The 17,757-nt window shown below is 51.6% G+C and carries 13 protein-coding genes and 3 pseudogenes; 3 read left to right on the top strand and 13 right to left on the bottom strand.

The features are described 5' to 3' along the window. Nucleotides 1–142 precede the first annotated feature (142 nt). Nucleotides 143–607, top strand: a pseudogene (locus tag FMS18_RS10580) (transposase); the annotation flags it as partial. 270 nt (nt 608–877) lie between these two features. Here the strand turns inward: FMS18_RS10580 and FMS18_RS10575 are convergent. Further along, on the bottom strand, nt 878–1,918 hold the full coding sequence (locus FMS18_RS10575; protein ID WP_163294281.1) for a glycosyltransferase: 1,041 nt from the start codon (nt 1,916–1,918) through the stop codon (nt 878–880). Between the two features lie 299 nt (nt 1,919–2,217). Between FMS18_RS10575 and FMS18_RS10570 the strand changes: the two are divergent. Then, a pseudogene (locus FMS18_RS10570) lies at nt 2,218–3,278 on the top strand (IS5 family transposase); the annotation flags it as partial. A 58-nt stretch (nt 3,279–3,336) separates the two neighbouring features. Here the strand turns inward: FMS18_RS10570 and FMS18_RS10565 are convergent. Beyond that, a complete protein-coding gene (locus FMS18_RS10565; RefSeq protein ID WP_163294277.1) occupies nt 3,337–4,377 on the bottom strand; it encodes an IS481 family transposase in 1,041 nt (346 codons plus the stop codon). Between FMS18_RS10565 and FMS18_RS20895 the strand changes: the two are divergent. After that, nucleotides 4,376–4,651 (top strand): annotated as a pseudogene (locus FMS18_RS20895) (transposase); the annotation flags it as partial. The gene FMS18_RS10565 and the pseudogene FMS18_RS20895 overlap by 2 nt on opposite strands. Before the next feature lie 254 nt (nt 4,652–4,905). Here FMS18_RS20895 and FMS18_RS10555 read toward each other — a convergent pair. The 11 genes from FMS18_RS10555 to FMS18_RS10505 form a co-directional block, all read right to left on the bottom strand. After that, nucleotides 4,906–7,221 (bottom strand): zincin-like metallopeptidase domain-containing protein, encoded by a 2,316-nt coding sequence (locus FMS18_RS10555; RefSeq protein ID WP_163294275.1) that lies wholly within the window; start codon nt 7,219–7,221, stop codon nt 4,906–4,908. Nucleotides 7,222–7,223: 2 nt separating this feature from the next. After that, nucleotides 7,224–7,418 (bottom strand): hypothetical protein, encoded by a 195-nt coding sequence (locus FMS18_RS10550; protein ID WP_163293601.1) that lies wholly within the window; start codon nt 7,416–7,418, stop codon nt 7,224–7,226. Nucleotides 7,419–7,432: 14 nt separating this feature from the next. Beyond that, nucleotides 7,433–9,592 (bottom strand): DNA topoisomerase, encoded by a 2,160-nt coding sequence (locus FMS18_RS10545; RefSeq protein ID WP_163294273.1) that lies wholly within the window; start codon nt 9,590–9,592, stop codon nt 7,433–7,435. 16 nt (nt 9,593–9,608) lie between these two features. Beyond that, on the bottom strand, nt 9,609–10,115 hold the full coding sequence (gene traF, locus FMS18_RS10540; protein WP_163294271.1) for a conjugative transfer signal peptidase TraF: 507 nt from the start codon (nt 10,113–10,115) through the stop codon (nt 9,609–9,611). Further along, on the bottom strand, nt 10,112–11,647 hold the full coding sequence (locus FMS18_RS10535) for a hypothetical protein (protein WP_163294269.1): 1,536 nt from the start codon (nt 11,645–11,647) through the stop codon (nt 10,112–10,114). Before FMS18_RS10535 ends, traF begins: the two co-directional genes overlap by 4 nt. 124 nt (nt 11,648–11,771) lie before the next feature. Then, nucleotides 11,772–13,724 (bottom strand): type IV secretory system conjugative DNA transfer family protein, encoded by a 1,953-nt coding sequence (locus FMS18_RS10530; RefSeq protein WP_163294267.1) that lies wholly within the window; start codon nt 13,722–13,724, stop codon nt 11,772–11,774. A gap of 2 nt (nt 13,725–13,726) precedes the next feature. Beyond that, nucleotides 13,727–14,953, bottom strand: a complete 1,227-nt coding sequence (locus tag FMS18_RS10525; RefSeq protein WP_163294265.1) for a TrbI/VirB10 family protein — start codon at nt 14,951–14,953, stop codon at nt 13,727–13,729. Nucleotides 14,954–14,962: 9 nt separating this feature from the next. After that, nucleotides 14,963–15,502, bottom strand: coding sequence for a tail fiber protein (locus FMS18_RS10520; protein WP_163294263.1), 540 nt, complete (start codon nt 15,500–15,502; stop codon nt 14,963–14,965). Nucleotides 15,503–15,514: 12 nt separating this feature from the next. Then, on the bottom strand, nt 15,515–16,666 hold the full coding sequence (gene pilV / locus FMS18_RS10515) for a shufflon system plasmid conjugative transfer pilus tip adhesin PilV (protein ID WP_163294261.1): 1,152 nt from the start codon (nt 16,664–16,666) through the stop codon (nt 15,515–15,517). 164 nt (nt 16,667–16,830) lie between these two features. Next, the gene (pilM, locus tag FMS18_RS10510) at nt 16,831–17,259 is read right to left on the bottom strand and encodes a type IV pilus biogenesis protein PilM (protein ID WP_163294259.1); all 429 of its coding nucleotides are present in this window, start codon (nt 17,257–17,259) and stop codon (nt 16,831–16,833) included. Between the two features lie 18 nt (nt 17,260–17,277). Beyond that, on the bottom strand, nt 17,278–17,757 hold the full coding sequence (locus tag FMS18_RS10505; protein ID WP_163294249.1) for a type 4 pilus major pilin: 480 nt from the start codon (nt 17,755–17,757) through the stop codon (nt 17,278–17,280).

Below are 17,757 nucleotides of genomic sequence, written 5' to 3'. Positions count from 1 at the left end.
AATACCTACTTTATCTCTTTGAACGGCTGCCACATGCCAAGGGTGAACACGATCTCAAAGCCTTATTGCCACAGGCTATGTCAAAGAACGAGTCCTGATTATACACAGTGAGCCATCCTTGAAAAGGTGGGGCTGTTTTGACGCATACGATATAACTTACATCCCCATGCGTCGAGGATTTTTGTATCTGGTCGCAGTGATAGACTGGTGGAGCCGCTATGTTCTGGCATGGGAATTATCCAATTCAATGGATAGTTCCTTTTGTGTGGATGCCTTACAGAGGGCGTTGCTCGTTGCCAGCCCCGAAATCTTCAACACGGATCAGGGTTCGCAGTTCACGAGTCAGGAACTCACCGGCGTTTTACAGGAAAATGAAATTGCTATCAGTATGGACGGAAAAGGCCGGGCTTTGGATAACGTTTTTATAGAAAGGCTGTGGTGGACGGTGAAATACGAGGATGTATATCCCAAGGCTTACTCTGACGGGATTGAGCTATACCATGGCCTGACACGCTATTTTCGTTACTATAATGAAGAGCGCGGGCATTCATCGTTGGACAAGCGAACTCCCGCCGATGTATACAGAACCAATTTAACAGTTCATTGACAGGCGCATAGCCGTTGTTCCGCTCCGCCCTCGGCCCTTCGGGCCGCCCCTCCGGGGACGGGCTCCGCTCCACAACGGCTACTGCCAACCAGACCAAACCGGGATGGCGGATTCCACTTTAAAAAGGCCGATTAGTGGTCCAAGGGATGGGGGAAGGCGCAAACCTCCCCAAGTTAGTGCCACCCGTAAGTAGAGTTTTCTTGGGGTGAATGAGTTTGGACATATTCGACTGGAGTCATGTCTCCGAGCGATTCATGTGGCATCACGTCCTCAGTTGTTCTGATTAATGTGTTTTTTTAGATTAACTAAAAAATTATCAGTATTAAATTCGTCAGCCCTCTTCTTGCAAGTCTCTTTGACATTTAAAGCCTTTTGGGGGGACAGCTTGCCAACCCCCCGCACAATATCTCTAACCTCAGTTTTAACGAATATACCAGTCTCGCCATCCATAACAGTCTCCATGACCCCACCTTCATTAACCCCAATTACCGGCTTTCCCGCTGCCATAGATTCCACAGGACTCATTCCAAAATCTTCATCTTTAGGCATATAGATAGTTGCAATGGCATTGCCCATAAGTCTGATAAGCTCTTCGTGATCTATCCAGTCGGTGAAAGATATGTTGGGGGCATTGCCTGCCAGTTTTTGCAGATTCTTTAATTCCGAGCCACCTGAAGTCACTATCAGTTTTTTGTCAGGCATTTTTTTAAATGCCGTCACAATGAGGTCCACGCGTTTGTATTTTTCCAGTCTTGCTGTGGAGAGGTAGTAATCCTGTTGACCAAGCCATTTGAAAGCCGAGGTGTCGACCGGAGGATTTATTACGATTGCATCGGCGTTGAGATATTTTTGAATTCTGCTCCGTACATTTTGTGAATTGGCGATTACGAGGTCCATTTCTGAAAATGCACGCTCATAGTTTTTCCTGACATACGCAACAAGCATTTTGAAAATAGAACGTGCTGCACGCGGAATATTTTCGAAATAGTGGCTGTAGAGATCATACGCAAAACGCGGAATTGTGTGACAGTATAGAACTTTTTTACCTTTTACCTGATTCTGTACCGCACAGGGAGCGTATGACCCACTATAAATAACAAGGTCGTAATCTTTCAGGAAGCCGGTTTTTCTTTTGAAATTTTGTATCCCTTTTATTGCATTCAAAGGCTGGCAAGTGCTTGGCTTACCTAATTCAATAATGTCAGTTTCGCCTAGTTTTTTGAAACTATTTCTATTGAAGAAATCGACGCAAATTTTTGAATTCGGGAAAGCTTCCTGCATTACTAAAGTTGTTTTTTCTGCGCCACCCATACAGTAAAGGAAGTCATAGAGAATGCATGTTTTAGAATTCATTTGTCTTGAGGGGTTGGCTGTTATGGTAATTTAACTTGTTTAATTTGTAAGAGGAATAATTACCCGCAATTGAAAATACTTTTGCTTAATAATCTATGAATGGTCAAGGTTTTTTCTTTAATTAGTTAGTTCTGAAAAGCGCACAACAGCCTGAAATAAATTAACAAATGCCTCCAGGTGCTGTAGTGTTTTCGTCCAGTAAATGTTGTTTTCCTACGAAAATCCGGTCGAATTGATGCAGCATAAGGCGGGCAAAAATGAAGGCAAAACCGAAGAAGCAACCGCAGGGAATTTTCCTCTATCCAGATCTTCTGGATCAACTCATCCGAATCATCCACTTCTTCGGCTCGCGTCGGAGATTCCGTGGAGTCGCTTTGAAGAGGAGTTTGCAGGACTTTACAGCGTCAATGGTCGTCCGGCCAAGCCCACGAGTTTAATGGTCGGTTTGATGTTGCTCAAGCAGCTGGATAACCTGAGTGACGAACGGGTTGTAGAAGCATGGACGCAGAACCCGTATTCTCAGGCATTCTGCAGCATGACCGAGTTTCAGTGGAGTCTGCCGTGCGACCCAACGGATTTGGTTTATTTCCGTAAACGTATCGGTGAAAACGGTGCTCGTTTGATCTTTGAAATTTCAGTGAAGTTGCACGGCGATGATGTCATGGAGCGCGAGGTGACGGTGGACACCACAGTGCAGGAAAAGAATATAACTTTTCCTACTGACCTGAAACTTTTTGAAAAAATCATCAAAATCTGCCGCAAGATCGCAGATCGAGAGAAGATCAAGTTGCGCCGCAGCTTCAGGAGGACGCTACCCAAGCTTCGTTTGGAACGAATGAAGATGGTCAAAAAGGCAAAGAAGATGCGGACCATGGCTGGAGCCTTGATTCGTGAACTTCAGCGCAAGCTGCCAGCCGAGGCTCTGAAGCGTTATCAGAAGCAGCTTGATTTGTTCGAACGCGTCAGAAATCAAAAGCGCAGCGACAAGGATAAAGTCTACAGCCTGCATGAGCCGGATGTGCTGTGCATCTCCAAAGGCAAGGCGCATAAACAATACGAGTTTGGGCGCAAGGCTTCAGTCATCGTGACGAAAAATACCGGTATAATTGTCGGCGCCATGAGTTTCGATAAAAACATTTATGATGGACACACGCTGCCCCAAGTGCTGACGCAGTGCTGGACGATTACTGGAACCTGTCCATCGGTAGCAATCTGCGACCGGGGTTACAGAGGCTTGAAGCAGGTTGGCGACGTACAAATATTGATTCCGGGTCGGCCCAAGAAAAGTGACTCACAGTATCAACGGCAGAAATCACGTGTAGTGGTTCATACTTGATCTGACAGTCCGCCTTTTTGATGGGACCGAAATTGTCAGTTTAGTTTAAACTCAGAACCTTATCGTTCCAGAGTTCTTTTCCATCCAGCATAGTTGCCAGTGGTGTTCGACCGCAACACATTTTTCCCTGATGAGATCGTTGCGTGTTGTATTCATCAATCCAGATATCGAGATCCGTCTGCAATTCTTCCAATGAAGTGTAGATCTTGCGTCTGAATGTGACCCTGTAAAACTCATCCAGAATTGTTTTATGGAAGCGTTCGCAAATTCCGTTTGTTTGCGGATGACGTGCCTTGGTCTTTGTGTGCTCGATGCCGCAAACGCCAAGAAATAGCTCGTAATCGTGTTTCTCGACGCATCCGCAATACTCGGTGCCTCTATCGGTCAGCATGCGTAAAATGCCCATTTCCTGCTCCGCGAAGAAAGGAAGAACCTTATCGTTGAGCATATCAGCTGCTGTGATCGGAGTTTTGGTCGTATAGAGCTTAGCGGCTGCCCATTTGGAATAGGTGTCCACAAAGGTCTGCTGGTAGATCCGCCCGACGCCTTTAATCGTGCCGACATAGAAAGTGTCCTGACTACCAAGATAGCCAGGATGGGCAGTTTCGATTTCACCACAGGCCAAATCATCGTCCTTTTTCTTCTCAAGGGCCTGAACCTGCGCCTCGGTGAGCACGACTCCTTGCTCAGCTGAAATCTTCTCCAGCGCAGTCAACCGAAGCTTGAAGTTATGAAGATCGTGCCGGAGCCAAATAGACCTAACTCCTGAAGGCGAAACAAAAACACCCAATTTTCTTAGCTCGTTACTTGCGCGTGTCTGTCCATGAGCAGGAAAGTCAGTTGCGTAAACCACAACCGCATCTTCGATTGCTTGATCTACCCGATTCTTCAGGTTCGGTTTACGCCGGGACTTGTCAAAAAGAGCTTCGACTCCGCCTTCTTCCTTGGCTGAATGATAGCGGTAAAAAGTATCCCGAGAAAATCCCATCAGCTTGCAAGCTTTGGATACGTTACCGAGTTCTTCCGCCAGATTCAGCAGACCAATCTTGTGTTTTATGATGTTTTGATTGAAACTGGACATGTGGTTCTCCTTGGGCGCGGTGCCCTGTTTTGATGGTGATTCAGCAATTCCATCAAAAAGGAGAACCTCTTCTGTTTCAAGAGGAAATGTCAGATCAAGTCGGAACTCTTACAAATCACGGCAACGTTTTCGTCGCCGTGCCGCCATCGAACCAATTATAGGCCATCTCAAACACGATCATAGAATGGCCCGATGTTACCTCAAAGGCGCGGCTGGTGATGCTATAAATTTGTTCATGGCAAGTGCAGCGTTCAACTTCAAGAAATGGATGCGGCAGTTGGGAGAGTTTTTTGCTCTCTTTCACTCGTCACCATATTTGGGAGTTCAAGGCAGAGACTTGCTGTATATTTTTGATGGTCTATGAAACGGCTCTTTCAGGACTAACTAACTATTCGAGGCCAAATGAGCATGGAATATCCGTAGTGTTTCTTAATCTGTAAGAGTTTCGACTTGATTTGACATTTCCTCTTGAAATAAAAGAGGTTCTCCTTTTTGATGGTCCCCCCTCAGAGCCCATCTATTTAATCCTTATATTGCCATAGCCAACGGCAATTCCCCGGTCTTCATGGATTTTGCCATCTTGATGGTCTGTGAGAACTGCTTCTGTACTTCGCCGATTCCGCGAGACTGCTGCAGATCGTTGAAGTCGGATAAGCCTTGCGACTTTTCTGCCTCGCTGAATTTGGGTGTTACCAGCAAACCACCTACTGCTTTGGCTGCGGCCTCAGCCTTTTCTACCCCGACATTGTTTTTGAGGTGATGATCGTTGTCGCTGACCAGCACTATGGTGCTTTTGGGGTATTTGGTTTTTAGGGCCTTGGCGACCGGCTCTAGGTTGGAAGCGTCGAACGCTGCGACTGTGGGCATATTGCTTGCCATGTGTGCGCTAGCTGCTGTGGCATATCCTTCGGCAACAAGGATCGGACCGCCTTTGGCGATCTTTTCGCCGGGGTCGATGGTGTGGAACATGCCTGCTTTCAAGCCGCCTTTTTCGAATAGCTTGCCATCCGGGGTTATGATTTGCAGGGTGTGTATATGGCCTTCAACGTCACGGCCCGGTACGAGCAGATCCCCGCGTTCGTTTACCTTCACCGCGTAGTTGGGAACTCCTTTCTTGCGCAGGTATTCCTGTTGTTTGGTGGCCCATTGGGCGTTGGTCCACTTGGCGTAGGAACGTTTTGAGGCTTTTTCACGCTGTTCGGCGATGGCCTTTTCGCGTTCAAGCTTTTTCTGGGCAGCCTGTGCTTTGAGCTGGGCTTTCTGTTCTTCGGTCAGCTCGGTTCCTTCGGCCTTCCAGTTCATTTTCAGGCCGGTTTTATGGTTCTGAATGAATCCGGCGGGATGGCCGTCAAGAAAGCCTTTGTATGCGCCGTCCTTGGAATTGGGTTTGCCGTCTATGACCGGCACGCGGTGCAGGGTTCCGTCCATGACCGGCATCTGGCCCTGAAGATCAAGTCCGGCTTCCTGTATGGCCTTGGCAAATTCCTGAACTGCGTTTGTTTCAGGGGCGATGACCTTCTCTTTCGGCAGCCATTCGGCCAACGGGCCGAGATCGGTTCCGGTGGGCGCGAACCAGAGCTTTGCTGATTTATCCCAGCGTGCTCCGTGCTTTTTCGCCAGCCATTTCTGTTTATACGGCACGTTCAGGTAAGTCTTTTCCGTTGCTATATTTTTCACGGTGTTCTCGTTCTGCTGTTCAGGTTTGATGGCTGGCTCTTGAGTCTGTGCGTTAGGCATCCAGCGGGCGAGCTGGTCAAGGTCGGTGCCTTCGGGGGCGAACCACATCTTTTTGTCCTTATCCCACTTGGCTCCAAGCTTTTTGGCTTCATTTTTTTCGGAGAACGGCACTTTAAGATAGGTCTTACCATTTTCCGGGAGTCCGTACATTGATTCCCGCAGCTCAAGTTTGGCTTTGTCTGAAGCGGAGATGGATACACCTTCTTCTTTTGTCCTTTGCTGGCTGCGCTCCTTCTCAAAATCCAGTGTGTAATCTTTGATTTTTTCCGCGCTCTGGCAGGCCCGGATAATTTCAAAGGGATCTTCCTCAAGCACTTTGACCCAGTTATCAACGTAGCTGAGATGCTGGCCGGGATCGTGACTGAGGCCGAGTTCCGCGCTGATCATCCAGCTTGCGATCTCGGCACGCAGTTCCTCTTTGGCGTAAATCTCGGAACCGAAAGGTCCGAATTCCCGGTCGAGGCGCGATTCATGGCCGGTCCAGTGTCCCAGCTCATGCAGAGCTGTGCTATAATACTGGTCAGAGTTGCCAAAGGCCGCGTGCGGCGGCAGATGAATCTCATCTGAGGACGGCCTGTAAAATGCCTTGTTGCGCTGGTCATGGGTGATGCTGGCCCCGGAGTTCTGGAGGATGACTTCGGCCCGCTCATCCGGGTTCCATGTGATTTCCCGGCCATCCCATTCCGGGATGCCGTCAATCTGGCTGGCGTGGAAGACACTGGAAAAGCGGATAATCGGCTTCGCGAGCATGACCGTCTGCGTCTGGGCGTTGCCGTCCTCATCCAGAAGGTTCTTGTCTTCATCATCCTTGAGCGCGATCTGGCGGGACATCTGCCAGAAAACAATGGACCGGGACTTTGAACCCTTGCGGACCTGCCAGCCTTTGGATTCCGCCTGCCGGTAGGTCAGGAATCTGGGATCATTCAGATCATCCAAACCGAGCATGAGCTGGTTGATTCCACGGTATACCGTGCCGGAAACCGGATTGAAGGCGGGTTGATATTCTCCGGGCTTCCAAGGCTTGATCCACGGGGCTGTGCCGTCCTTCAGTTTCTCGATGATTTCTTCAGCAAACCGCTGATAGTAGGGAGTTTTTTCTTTAGCCATGTCTATGCCTCCTCAAAAGGATCAAAGGAAGCATCTTCTGCATCTTCAAGGCTGAGCGCGTCTTCTTCAAAAGCACCCATGTGGTCGGCCAGCTCCTGATCCACTTCCATGGCCGTGCCGGGGTTTTCGCTCAGTTCCCGATCAATCTGCCGGGCCTGTGCGTCCATGTGTTTTTTGATTTCATTGTTTGTGTGCATTTTTTCTCCTTGGTTTAGTTTTCAAGTTTCGGTTTTCCTTTCTCGTCAAAACAGCGGAATTTGCAGTCCGGGAAGCCGCTGCAACCCCACCAGAACAACCCTTTGCGCTTGGCCGGTCTGCGGATCAGGCCCTTGCCGCATTCCGGGCATTTGTGTTTCGTGGACGGTTCCAGCTTCTGCGCAGGTTTGGCCGTGAGATCCGGCTTACCGGACTTATCGGGGAAGGTTGCTTTGCAGTCGGGGTAGTTGGAGCAGCCCCAGAATTTTGTCTTGCCTTTGCGGGACCGCAGAATTCCGTTTTTGCATTTTGGGCATTGCACCCCTTGAACCCTGATGTTTAGCCCTTCGCGTTTAACGCGCTCAATTTCCCTAGCGACCGAACTCTCCACTTCCTCAATGAATTTGAGGTGGTTCAGCTCTCCGTCTTCAATCTGCTTTTGTTTCTCATGCCAGAGCGCGGTCATGTCAGGTTTCACAGCAAATTCCGGCAGGGCATCGTGGAAATTGCGGCCCAGCTCGGTGCTGATGACTTTCTTGCCGTCCTCACCCAGAAAGCCGCGCCTGAAGAGGGTGTCGATATGCGTGTCGCGGGTAGCCGGGGTGCCGATCCCGCCAGCTTCGTCCTGCTTGTCGCTGTCCTTGTCCAAGAGCAGTTTCTTGATTGCTGGGTCGGTCACGTATTTGGCGACTGAGGTCAGGTCCTTGAGTAAGGTTTTCATGGTGTAGCGTGCCGGGGGCTTGGTGAAAGCCTGCGCGGATTCGGCGGATTCCAGTGGGCCTGAATCCCCCTGCTGAAGCCGGTACAAATCCCGTTGCCGTTCAGCTTTCTCGTATTCCTTGAGGGCCAGCTCATCCAGCAACCTCCAGCCCGGTGAACTGTTGATCCTTCCTTCAGCCCTGAAAGTATGACCGGCAATTTCCAGTTCGACCTTGGTGCTTACAAAATCCGCCGGGGGATAGAACTGGGCGATGTAAAGCTTGGCGATCAGCTCATAAATGCGCCGTTCATCCTGCGTGAGTTTGTCCAGTTCCGGCACATTCATGGTCGGGATGATGGCAGGGTGCGCGGTGACTTTCTTTGAGTTGAAAACCTTGGATTTGATTTTGGGTGTGGCGTATTCGGCCATGTCCCCGAAGGCCGGAGTCAGGGACAACAAGAGTTCCGCAGCCTCGGCGTGTCGCTCGTCGTTGAGGTAACGGCAATCACTGCGGTTGTAGGTGATGGCTTTGTGCTGGTCGCGCAGTCGCTGGGTGATTTCCAAAACCTTTTTGGGCTTGTAATTCCAGAGTCCGGCGGCATCGGCCTGCAAGGCCAGCAGGTTGTACGGCAGGGGCGGATCGTTCTTGCGCTCAGTGGTCTGTACGGAAAGGACTGTTGCGGCTTTACCCTGAATATCACCCACAATCTTGCTGGCAAATTCAGCATTAATGATCCGTCCTTTGTCGTCCACGGGCGCATCCGCTGCAGGAACAAACTCAGCTTCCACGACTTGATCCGCCAGCGCGATCCGGGCTTTGACAACGTGGTAAGCCTGCTTTTCGTGGCCTTCATGGGCGCGGTCACGGGCAACCACCAATCCCAGAATGGGAGTCTGGACCCGGCCCACGGAAAGAACGCCCTGATAGCCCTTTTTCTGGGCCATGGTGGAATAGCAGCGGGTCAGGTTGTAGCCGACTCGCTGGTCGCAAACTGCACGGGCCAGCGCGGACATGGACAGCCCGTGAAACCTGCTGTTGTCTTCCATGACTTTCAGAGCCTTCAGAATTGCCGGGCCGTTGTTGTCGTTGATAAGGAGTCGTTTGGTCGGCTTGCTCGTTAATCCGGCAAACTCGATGACCTCATCCACCAACCGTTGACCTTCCGGGTCCGGGTCGCCTGCGTTGATCAGCTCGTCAGCCTGATGGGCCATTTCGATGATTTTTTTCAGATGGGCGGCGTGTTTCTGCTCCGGGACGTAGCTGACCGGCCATCTCATGGGCAGTGTTTTGAGATCCCAGAGCTTGTAACGATCATCGTGTTCTTCTGGATCAGTAAGCCGCAGCAAATGACCCCAGAGCCATGTGATGCGGTCACCGTTGACATGGAAAGCCGCTCCGGTGGGCCGGGAAGGACCGCCAAGAGCTTGAGATATGGCTTCCGCCACATCCCGTTTCTCCGCTATGAATAGACGCATGTCTTGTCCTTTAGGTTTAGTTGGTTAAGGTTAAAACAGGTACAACCCTCCGCACCCGGCCAATATTCACAAGCCCGAAATAACGGCCATCAAAGCTGTTTTCGGAATGAGTGGACAGGGTCAGACATTTGCCGGAGGGAATAATTGTTGGTTTCAGGAAAATTGGTAAAGGCCTGCCGTGCTGGTCGGCAGGCTTGGCTTTAGTGCGCGGTAACAGTTCGGAATTTATGCTGATGCCGTCTTTGCCGATCTGGAGAGTGTCGCCGGGAAGACCGACCAGAACCTTGAGCAATGGCCTGTTGTTCCAGCCCAGATAATGCCGTTTGCGGGCGATGCTGAAATACGGATTTTGCTCATCAAGGCTGAAGGTGATCAGGTCCCCGCGCACGGGTTTGCCGGGGATGATCTGATAAACGCCATGAGCCATGGAATCGGTCAGATTGATCCGATTCCCGGTAAAGTGCAGCAGGAACACAAGGCCCAGCGTGTGACAGCAGAAGGTAATCAGCAGGAACCGTTTCATGCTGCCTTCCCGATGATAAATTTATTCCAGTAAGCCTTGCGCCAAGTGCGTTTGGATTGGTCCGTTTTAGGAGGTCTTGGACAGCAGCGTGCGTCTATTTGGTGCAGCTCTTCTGGTGTCTGCGCAGCGAGCCATTTTTCAAATTTTTTATCCTGCACGGACTGCTTTGCTTCCTTCGCCTGCTGTTTTTTCAGCTTATCGATCTTGCGGATGACGGCTTTTTCTTTCTCCATGTTGGCAAGGATCTGCTCGTTGGGAGTCAGGAAGCCCACCGGCCTGCGCCAAGTGCCTTTGCTTTTCAGGGTGGCAAAAAGATAATTACACGGACCTTTGCGGGCTTTGGGAAACGTATCGTGTTCCAGTTCCCATTCTACGGCGTGGAGTGAGTTCTCGATGTCGGCAACGCTCTCGCCTACGGGTAAGCGATGATGCACAATCTGACGAATCTGGTCCGGGCCGAATTTTTCGGCATGGAGTCGGGGCCAGAGGATTTCAAAATCGTCCGCGCTGAGCGCAAGCAGCCTCTGCGCCCACAATTCATTTTCTTCAGAGTCAGATAGATTTCTTTTCTGTCTATCTAATAAGAAGAGATCTTGATACCGATCTGCATTGGTTTCAGGATGTGATGCTGAAATATTGTCAGCCCTTGAATAACAACGGTTAACAGCCTGTTTTACATGCTCGGCAATAGCGGAAAACGTATACCTTTCACGTTTGGTATCCAGATCGGTAACATTGCGATCAATATACCGATCATGTTTGGTAACAGCGGATTGATAGCGATCGGTTTTGCAAACACTTTCGGTATCAGCCTGCGTAGAAAAGGCTTGCAACAGCTCCTTCATGCGCTTCATATGCTTGGTGTTCAGCTTGAGAATGATACCGAAACGGGGACCGCGCTCGTGCAGTCTTTTGGCATAGAGTCCATTTTCATGGCCCAGCTTGATTACCCGCCGCGCGGTCACTTCACTGCAAAGTGCTTCTCTGGCAACAGATTGAATTACAAGTGAAATTTCGTCTTGCTCGGCATGGTCTGCCAGTTCTGAAATGATACCGAAGACCCGCTTGCCCTGATCGGATAAGCGGGAAAAAAGTCGGTCGGCTTTATTGTCCAGATTTAAGAATTGGGAGGTTCTCTGATCATTTCGGTCAGGGGTGTTACCAATGGTATCGGGATGCCGGTCAGTATTGGTATCAGCTTCGGTAACATCTTTGGTAACAGGGGGCTGACCGTATTCCTTGGTATGCAGCTCAAGAAACCGTTCACAGCGTTCTTTGTTCAGGGTGATGATACTCCCGTGCCTGCGGCCTGCTTCGTGGTTTTTGCGCTCGAATAGTCCGGCACTTTCTCCCTTTGGAATGGTGCGCAGAACGCTTAATTTGCTGCATTTCGCGCTATGCTGGAGACCGGAAAGCACAAAAGGAAACGGCCTTTCCAGAGTCGGCGCGGACTGGATAAGGGCGGCAATGATCCTTTTGCCGGTGGGGGAAAGGGAGCTGTAAAATTCGTCTTTATTCGCCACTGAAGTCATAAAATTACGGTGCTGTTACAGGTTCTGGAAATCGCAAGGACGGAGTCATCTCTTATTTATGATTGCCGGGAGTGCGGACATTGGCAGCGTTGACAATGTCCGCATTTCTAAAAGTTTCATGATTTCAGGGTTGTTCGTTCTCTTCATAAAGATTGTTGTCATCAATCAGCTCATCCATCTGTTCACTTAATTCTTCAGCGGTAGGCTCCGTTTTTACCGGGGCTTCAGACATGGAAATATGGATAAGATCGGATTTTTCAGGGGCCGGAATCCTCGACCGTTTAAGGAACTCAGGATCGAGGAAAAACAGAATCTGCATCCCGTAGATGGGCGCGAAACCGGCGGGGAATATGAGCATGTCCCCGGCCTTGGTAATTTTGCCGCTGCCGTCCTTTTCCGCGCCGGGAAGGCGCATGCATTCGTCAGGGGTGAGCAGGGTGCGTTTAGCCTCGGAAATACTGACGTTGGCCTTGTTCATATGCCCGGAGCGTGTGCCGGAGATGGAGGTCTTTTTCTGGACGACGGTTGCCTCGCCGGTCATTTTGGAAAGGACCTGCGCGGTTTCAATCTTGTTGGGCGCGTAGGCAATGCGCAGATGGCAGTTGCTCATGATCGACTCTTCCTTGCCGTAAGCGGATTGGAGCTGAGCCAGGTCCTGCACGATGATGTAGGCCTTGATGCCGTACCCGGCCATAAAAGCCAGAGCGCGTTCAAAGATTTCCATCTTGCCCAGTGAAGTGAACTCGTCGAGCATGAGCAGCAGACGGTGGCGGTAACCGGCCTTGGCCTGTCCGTTTTCAAATTCCATATTTTCGGTCAGGCGGCGCAGAACTATATTCAGGATCAGACGCACCAACGGGCGCAAACGGTCAATATCCGAGGGCCGGATGATCAGATAAAGTGAAACCGGCTCCTTAGTATTCATCAGATCTGTGATGCGGAAATCACAGCCGGAAGTGGCCCGGCTGACCACCGGGTCACGATAAAGGGCCATGTTGGCAACGGCAGTGGAGACAACGCCGGAAAGCTCGGCCTCGGCTTTGTTGAGCATTTCACGGGCAGCGGCGGAGATGAATTTTTTGATAGCAATGATGGAACTTTCGTCCATTGCATCGCCGAAGAGTTCGCGCAGATATTCATCATGCTTGTCGGTGAGCATCTCCTCAAACAAGGCCGAAATATCCCGTTCCTCATCAGCAAGCATGAGTGAAAGGTCGTTGAGTGTGGCGTGCCGATCTTCCCTGATTCGGTACAGAATCAGGCAATGCAGGATGGTTCCGCCGAGGAACGAAAATGCGGCTTTGTTCCAGTAATCCTTGAGGCCCTTGCCGTCCGGGTCAACGATCATGCTGGCAATGTTCTGGGCATCGGGAATGGCGTGCGGCCCGTCGATCCTGATTTCGGAAAGAGGATTGTAGCGGGCCGCGTTGCCCGTGGCTTCCGTGGGGTCAAACTTCATGACCTTGTGGCCCTGCTGCTTGCGCCAGCCGGAGGTCAAAGCCCAGTTCTCACCCTTGATGTCCAGCACAATGGAACTGCCTTCCCATGAAAGAAGGGTCGGCAGTACCAGACCAACGCCTTTACCGGAACGGGTCGGGGCAAAGGCCATGATGTGTTCGGGGCCGCTGTGGCGCAGGTAGCGCAGGACTTTCTTGTCCAGCCAGCCGCCTACATAGACGCCGGAACCGCCGAGCAGTCCGGCCTGTTTGATTTCCTTTTTATCGGCCCAGTGAGCAGTGCCGTGGATGTCCTTCACCCCCTTGGGCTTTTGGGCAGAGAGCAGCAGAAAGCTGATCTGAAGCATCAAAGGAATGGCAAAGACGAGCTGGGCATCGGAAATGATTTTATCCAGATATTGGCCGGACGGCAGCAGCGGAAGCCAGCTAAAGAACATCCACGGCCAGTAGAAGTTCCTGTAAACAGACAGCCCAAGATCCTTATGATAGTTGAACAGCTCTGCAATCTGCTGCGTGGCGTAGCCCATGGCGACCAGCGCAATTACAAACATGATTGCGAGATGATAAATCCAACTTTTGGAGGCAGCCTTATTGCCAAGGCCATAAACGTTCCTGCCCATAATCAGCTCCGATACGGGGTGTATGGGCGGGCAAAAACAATGTCCTTGGTGACCACCATGTTGAAACGCTTACCCGGCGCGGTGCTGATGGCCGGTTTGATGCTCATGTTGTTTTGCAGCAATGAGAGGGTGGACTGTCCGAGCTGGCTGGAAAGAGCCGAACCCAACTCATCCTGAAGACTTGGATTGCTGTTTGCGGACGAACCTTTGTTGAATTTGTCCATGGCGTAAGCCGCGCCGCCGCTGACCATGCTCATGATGGCGGATGAACCGAAAATGCGCAGATAATGGTTATCCACATCCCCGGAATAGCCAGCATAACCGCCCACATCGGTGCCGGGCATGATGCCAAGAGTAATGGAAGATCCGTCAGGAAAGATGATTCTGTTCCACGCGACCAGAACACGGGATTGCCCTACGGCCACCCGTGAATCATAAACCCCGATCATGCGTGAGCCTTGCGGGATCAGCAGATGCTGGCCCGTGGCTGTGTCATAGATATTCCGGCTGACCTGTCCAAGAATCTGGCCGGGCAGATCGGAATTAATACCGCTGATCATTATCCCGTTGATGACCGCCCCGGTTTTCAGCTCAAAAGGTTTGCCGGGGACACGCTCATAAGGAAGCTGCCAAGATCCGTCCTTGCCAGCACGGGAATGAAGGAAATCTTCCTTTGCCTGTTGATCATCTTTTGAGCCGGGTATTACAGGCGATTCACTTATGCCCAGCGGATGCCGGGAACGGATGTCCTCAATGCTCGGAGTGCTGATGATCTGTGTCCGGCTTTGCTTCTTTTCAGGAATAGCAGCCGCAGCCCGGAGCGGAGAATTAAGTGCGGCCTTCATGTTCTCAATACGGAAGGCTCGCAGCTCGATTTGTTCTTTCATGCGCTGCTTTTCAAGCTCAGTAGGTTCTTCTGGACGCACTACGGTCACTAGTGATTTGCTCAAGGGTTTTGCCTTTTCCCCTTCATGCTTCTCGGTTTGCGGAGGCATGGAAAGCCCGGAAGTCTGTTCCGGGTCTTGAAGCGGCTCTCTTGTATCTGCTTCGGTTATCGGTGCCGAGGAACTAGAGTCCTGTATGGGGTCTTTTTTATTGGAGTTCTGGACGGCATAAACCAGAATAACGACCAGCAGCAGAGCTACAACGGCGATGACATACATGATGCGTTTATCCAGTCTGGCAACTTTGACCTTGGGGCGGACGAGGCTGTTGGGGGAATCTGACATATCCGCCACCTATTCAGCCTTGATGATGTACATCATCGCCACGTTGCGCGGGCGAGTCTCGGAACCGCCGGTTGTGGAGGTGAAGAACCAGCGATTACTGACGCGGCTTTCATCGTCGCCAACCCCGCCGTGCATGGGACCGCTGGTGTAACCGTAGCGGGTATGTCTGCTGGGATTACGCACGTTTGTTTCAGGCAGCCCTTGAATATGATTGTGCGCTTGCAACTGGTCAGACTGCACATTCAGCAGACTTCTACCGCCATCAACGCCTCGGCCATGATCCCAGCCGCGAATGAATTCACCGCGCAGATCGGGAACCCTGCTGCCGACAATTGCGGCCAGTTCTGAATGGCCGCTGGTGGACTGGCCGTTACATTCAAGCCAGCCGTCGGGGACTGACCCGGCAGGCCATGGAACAACGGTTCCCACTGGAACGCCGCTGATTTTTTGCGGTGTGACGTCGGTCAGGGTGTAGCTGGTGGCGTCTCCGGCAAAGGCTGCGGAGCAGAACAGCAGTATAAATATGAGGGGAAAGAGTATCTTTTTCATTCTTGTTTTCCTTTAATTGCAGGTAGTGAGGACCATGATTCTGCCGGTCCCGGCGGGCGGTGAAATCCACGATGAATCGGAGTCTGCGGTGCGGATGCGCATGTGTACGCGCCAGTTGTCGGCGTCCTCACTGGTGGCCCAGCACTGCACGGCAACGATGGATTTTGAAACAGAACCTTCGGCAAATGCGGCAGGAGCCACGAAGATTTGCGGCGTGGAACTGACGCCGGGGGCACAGGTCGGTTTAGGAATCAGCTCGCCATTGATGGCAACGGTTGAGCCTTTCAGGAATTGTGAGTTGCCGGAATCGGCAATGACCTGCGGTTCACCTGCACGGCAGATGTAAAGACCCACGGCAGGATCAAAGAAAACACGGCCTTCCTTGTCCGCATCTCCGCAAAAGCCGGAAGTGTCGATGTCGGCAAGAGTGTGTTTCTCGAAGTGGATTTCCTTAACGTTTTCTATGGCGTGATCGGTCATATCCAGTTCGGTGGCCATTTCATTTAGTTCCGGGTGGCCGGGAACTTCTACGCGGTAAAGGAAGTCCTTGCTGATGTCCTTTTCACGCAGGAAAGCGCGTCCGCCGATATGGCCGGGAGCAGGAACAGGAATATCCGTGGCCGCCAAATCAACGGTCCAGCCGCCGAAAGATCCGCGCAGCTCTGAAGCTGATTGGCCGGGCATTTCTCCGGTAGGAATGTAGCCCCCGGCACCGCCGACCATGGCCGCAGTTGCCGGGGCAATGGTGGTACTGAAGTTCTTGTCGGTGGCTGAATGTGTGCGTCCGGCATAGGTCAAGACTAGGACCTGCAAATCCCCGACTGAAGGCTGGAGCACGTAGATTCCGTACCGTTGGCCCCAGCCGTTTAAATCCTGAAAACCGTTAGGGAGAAAGCCCCCGGTGCGGAGCTGGGTCATAGTGACCGCAGTCGCACCGGAAGCCGTTGAAGAGGTAGTCAGGTCGGAGTAGTTTTCCTTGGCGTAATCGGAGGCCGCATCAAGCACGGCAGCAAGATGATTACTGACATTGCGCTGCTTGATCTGCTCAACGCCGCGGTCAATGAAATCACCGAGCAAAGGCATGAGCATGGCAAGGATGATCAAGGCCGCCAGTACTTCAATCAGGGTGAAGCCGTGTTGTTTAATTTTATATCTATCTGTCATTTATATTCCTTTTTCGCTCCAACTAAGGATTCCAAAGGCCTGTAGCCGTTAGGCGAGAAGCTTTGCTTCGAGTCTTACGGATACTGAGAGCGGAGCGGATTATCCCCTTTGGCCGCCGGAGGCGAAATGCGATCATCAAAAGCGCGAAGCGCATCAATTCCCTCTTACTTCTTAATCACGCTGACAATGCAGCCTTCGGGTATGAACGGGGGCAGTGAAACGCCGGTTCCGTACTTGTTGAAGAGCTTGCCGTTGCGGTTGATGCCAATGGCGTAGCTGTTCAGGAACAAGTCCCTGATTGCTTGTGCCTCCAGTTTATTGACCGACCCCCAGACGTAGATATGTCCGTTGTCTAAGCGGTTGGACCAGTTGCGGATGGGATTCCAGCCAGAAGGCAGCCTTAGAAGCGAGGTTGATATTTCACCGGATGCGGGGGCGGAATTGCTGAGCGCGTAATTGTTCACGGCGTCGCGGTAGACACCGTAATTGGTGGCTACCGCTTCGGCCTGAAAGGTCCGGGGACTGAAGCTGGACTCGGCCAAGATAAGAGCCATGACGCCGAGAATGCTGAACAGTGCGGCTAGGATTTTCATATTGAATCAAAGCCCCGGTTAGTTTGAGGTGAAGACGATGGTGTTGGTGGTTGCGAGCTGGTTGGTGATGGCCGCAACCATTCCGCTGGCCTGCTGGATGACCACGCCATTCACTGTGACTGAAACCCATGAACCGGCCTGAAAAGTGGCCAGTTTCACGCAGGCATATTCGGGAACGCTGTTGTGGGTGATGGTGAAGGTGGTCGGATCGGTTCCGGCGGCTACGGTTACTGCACCGTTCCAGACGTTGCGAACTTCGCCACTGCTTTTGATCATGCCGTCAGGCACGGCCTCGTTGGTCACGGCAATGTCTGTGGTCAGGCCGTTGAAATCCGGCTCGCCCTGATAGAGGTTCTTGATGTCGAGGCGGAAGGTGGAAAGGTTCTGTTCCGCCTTGGCGATTTTGTCGTTGTCGATTCCTTTGGAAATCATGTAGCCGGAGCCGCCGAGTACGATGAGGCCGATGAGCAGTGCGCCGAGGGTTTCAAGTAATGTCAT

Origin of the sequence: Desulfovibrio sp. JC022, assembly GCF_010470665.1 — a bacterium.
Classification (GTDB): Bacteria; Desulfobacterota; Desulfovibrionia; order Desulfovibrionales; family Desulfovibrionaceae; genus Maridesulfovibrio.
Note: the sequence above shows the minus strand (reverse complement) of the source record. Positions and strands in the feature narration are given on the sequence as shown.

Bases quoted from the DNA above. Each gene is read 5' to 3' on its own strand.
- FMS18_RS10520 (WP_163294263.1), bottom strand. From the start codon at position 15,502: ATGAAAAAGATACTCTTTCCCCTCATATTTATACTGCTGTTCTGCTCC.
- pilM (WP_163294259.1), bottom strand. From the start codon at position 17,259: ATGAAAATCCTAGCCGCACTGTTCAGCATTCTCGGCGTCATGGCTCTT.
- FMS18_RS10530 (WP_163294267.1), bottom strand. From the start codon at position 13,724: ATGGGCAGGAACGTTTATGGCCTTGGCAATAAGGCTGCCTCCAAAAGT.
- traF (WP_163294271.1), bottom strand. From the start codon at position 10,115: ATGAAACGGTTCCTGCTGATTACCTTCTGCTGTCACACGCTGGGCCTT.
- FMS18_RS10535 (WP_163294269.1), bottom strand. From the start codon at position 11,647: ATGACTTCAGTGGCGAATAAAGACGAATTTTACAGCTCCCTTTCCCCC.
- FMS18_RS10555 (WP_163294275.1), bottom strand. From the start codon at position 7,221: ATGGCTAAAGAAAAAACTCCCTACTATCAGCGGTTTGCTGAAGAAATC.
- FMS18_RS10550 (WP_163293601.1), bottom strand. From the start codon at position 7,418: ATGCACACAAACAATGAAATCAAAAAACACATGGACGCACAGGCCCGG.
- FMS18_RS10565 (WP_163294277.1), bottom strand. From the start codon at position 4,377: ATGTCCAGTTTCAATCAAAACATCATAAAACACAAGATTGGTCTGCTG.
- FMS18_RS10545 (WP_163294273.1), bottom strand. From the start codon at position 9,592: ATGCGTCTATTCATAGCGGAGAAACGGGATGTGGCGGAAGCCATATCT.
- pilV (WP_163294261.1), bottom strand. From the start codon at position 16,666: ATGACAGATAGATATAAAATTAAACAACACGGCTTCACCCTGATTGAA.
- FMS18_RS10525 (WP_163294265.1), bottom strand. From the start codon at position 14,953: ATGTCAGATTCCCCCAACAGCCTCGTCCGCCCCAAGGTCAAAGTTGCC.
- FMS18_RS10575 (WP_163294281.1), bottom strand. From the start codon at position 1,918: ATGGGTGGCGCAGAAAAAACAACTTTAGTAATGCAGGAAGCTTTCCCG.
- FMS18_RS10505 (WP_163294249.1), bottom strand. From the start codon at position 17,757: ATGACATTACTTGAAACCCTCGGCGCACTGCTCATCGGCCTCATCGTA.